Source organism: Burkholderia sp. AW33-5 (assembly GCF_053427615.1).
On sequence record NZ_JBSAXA010000076.1, the window covers coordinates 1 to 989 of the forward strand.

Annotated in this window: 1 pseudogene; it reads left to right on the forward strand. The window is 57.3% G+C overall.

The features are described 5' to 3' along the window. Window positions 1–710: pseudogene (locus ACV22V_RS32380) on the forward strand (IS110 family transposase); the annotation flags it as partial. Window positions 711–989: the final 279 nt, after the last annotated feature.

Genomic DNA, 989 nt, shown 5'->3' on the forward strand with positions numbered 1-989 from the left:
GGCGATGCTGGCGCTTCACCGGATGCGTGAGCAGTTGGTGAAATTCCGCACGATGCAGATCAACGGGCTCCGCGGACTAATGGCGGAATATGGCGAGGTAATGAGTCGGGGTCGGGCGAAGCTGGATGCGGAGATTCCGGCGGCGTTGGGGCGACTTGCAGAGCGTCTGCCTGCTGCACTGATCGACACGCTGCGCGAGCAGTGGAACGGGTTGGTCAGAATCGACGAACAAGTCGCCGAGATCGAACGACGTATGAGGGAGTGGCAAAAGGATGATCGCGCAGTGAAGGCGATCAGTAGGATTCCCGGTGTCGGGCTGATCACGGCAACGGCGGCAGTCGCGATGATGGGCAATGCTAAAGCGTTCCGGTCCGGACGTGAGTTTGCCGCATGGGCCGGACTGGTACCCAAGCAAACCGGATCGGGCGGCAAGGTGAACTTGCACGGGATCAGCAAACGCGGCGATACATACCTGCGCACGCTGCTGATTCACGGGGCACGTAGCGTCTTGTCTCACGCGAACGATCCCGGCCCTTGGGTCGAGCAGATGAAAAAACACCCCAAAAGGTTGGATCTAGTCCAACTTTTGGGGTGCAGTTCAGAATGTGGTGGTCGCGGCATTGGCCAACAAGATAGCAAGAACAATTTGGGCCGTACTGGCCCATGACCGGCAGTATCAAAAAGTCTACGTGAACGTAAAACCCATCTGAACGTGCACCGCCGGCGTGGATGATTGATGTTTGGCGCAGGGTGAATGTCGAAAGGTTGCGCAGCAATCGAGTGTGATGACAAGCCAGGTAGGACCGGGACTCGCAAAACCTGAATAAAGTGAAGAGCTGCAGAGCTCGCTAGGAGAATGAGGTGCGAGTCAGCGAATTTCATAGGGGCCCGCAGCACTTGTACCGTCTGCACTGAGGCCGGATATAGAGCCGCAGCCCATCCTGTCTGCCAGACACCCGAAATCTGTTGCAAACGGGACGCGTTCATAT